This is a genomic window from Pseudarthrobacter albicanus, assembly GCF_018224015.1.
Taxonomy (GTDB): domain Bacteria; phylum Actinomycetota; class Actinomycetes; order Actinomycetales; family Micrococcaceae; genus Arthrobacter; species Arthrobacter albicanus.
The window spans coordinates 1-1319 of record NZ_JAGPOT010000173.1; the positions used below are offsets into that span (position 1 = coordinate 1).

Genomic DNA, 1319 nt, shown 5'->3' on the forward strand with positions numbered 1-1319 from the left:
GTAGGAGAAGAACCCGCGGTCGGCCATGGCCAGCATGTCCTTGGCCAGGTCGGCGAGGAGGGCCGGGTACATGTCGTGTTCGCTGGTGTGGCAGCCGGAGACCACCGCGGAGAAGACCGCATGGGTGCCGCATTCCACCAGGCCCAGCACCCGTGCCTGCGGGAAGGCGCTCTTGAAGTCCGTCTTGGTCCCCGGCCGCCCATAGGCACGCTCGTTCGCGGGGGTGTCTGCCAGATCCAGGGTCGTCCCGTCCACGGACACCAGCCGCCATTCCTTGTAGAACCCGGGACCGCCCGGGGCTGCGAACGGTTTCGCGACCTCGGCGAACAACGCCACCATCACGGTCGACCCCAACCGGTTCCTGGCCTTGTAGATCGCTGCTTTCGTCGGCATCGTCCACTCACGGAACCGGCCCGTCAACCACTCCATCCCGGCCAGCAACGACCGCATGACCTCCTCATACGAACCGTTTGAAAACAACGCCAAGGCCATCACGTAGTAGACCATCAACCGCGACGGCAACAACCGATTCCGCTGCTCCAACGCCCCCGAACGCTCGATCACCGCGTCGACCACATCAGCCGGAAAAACCCGCGTCAACACACCAATGGAGACATGATCAGTCAACCGCTCCGGACCCTCCGGGGTCACCCATCCACTACGCGCCATGCCGAAACATTAACACACACGTGCTAAGTAAACGGCATTGGAATTAGGCCCACCTCACCACGCTTCACTGGGAAGAGCCACTTTACGGCTCTGCCACTCTCTGACCCGGCCGTTGTTGGGGGCCGAGAATATCATCGGTGGTGTTCTTGGCGAAGCGCGGCCGGAGCAGCATTCCGGTGTCGCGGGCACGGCGCGCAAACTCACCTTCGGTTGCTGATGCGCTTGCGCTGGCGCGGACTTTTCGCGCCAGGGAGGAGCGGTGCATTTCCCGTTCGTCCTTGACGTCGGTAGCCTTCTCGGCGCGGTCGTATCCACGGGTGGCGTGCACGGTGGAGAGCTGTCCCAGTCCGTATTTGACCTCCAGCTCGCGGCAGGTCTGCTGTGCCTTTTTGTAGTCGCCATGCGTGGAGGCCTTCGTGCCGTCCTCACGCACGAGCGACACAGCCAAGTGGATGTGGTGGTTGCCGTTTTCGCTGGTGCCGTGGTTCACCGCAACCCACCGGCACTGCGCTTTTCCACTTGCTTCGGCTAAGGGCTTGCCAGTAAATAACACGCGGTTATGGTGTTTTGGCGGGTTGGAGGGTGTAGTTCCAGTCGCCGTGGAATTCATGGCGGGTGATGGGCAGGGCTGCCATCTGGGTATCGCTGAT

Annotated in this window: 1 protein-coding gene and 1 pseudogene; both read right to left on the reverse strand. The window is 62.4% G+C overall.

Features of this window, described 5'->3' with window-relative positions:
• Window positions 1-669, reverse strand: a 669-nt coding sequence (locus J9611_RS21220) for an IS4 family transposase (protein WP_211883204.1), incomplete at its 3' end; no start/stop codon positions are given.
• Between the two features lie 100 nt (window positions 670-769).
• Window positions 770-1279: pseudogene (locus tag J9611_RS21225) on the reverse strand (relaxase/mobilization nuclease domain-containing protein); the annotation flags it as partial.
• Between the last annotated feature and the right edge of the window lie 40 nt (window positions 1280-1319).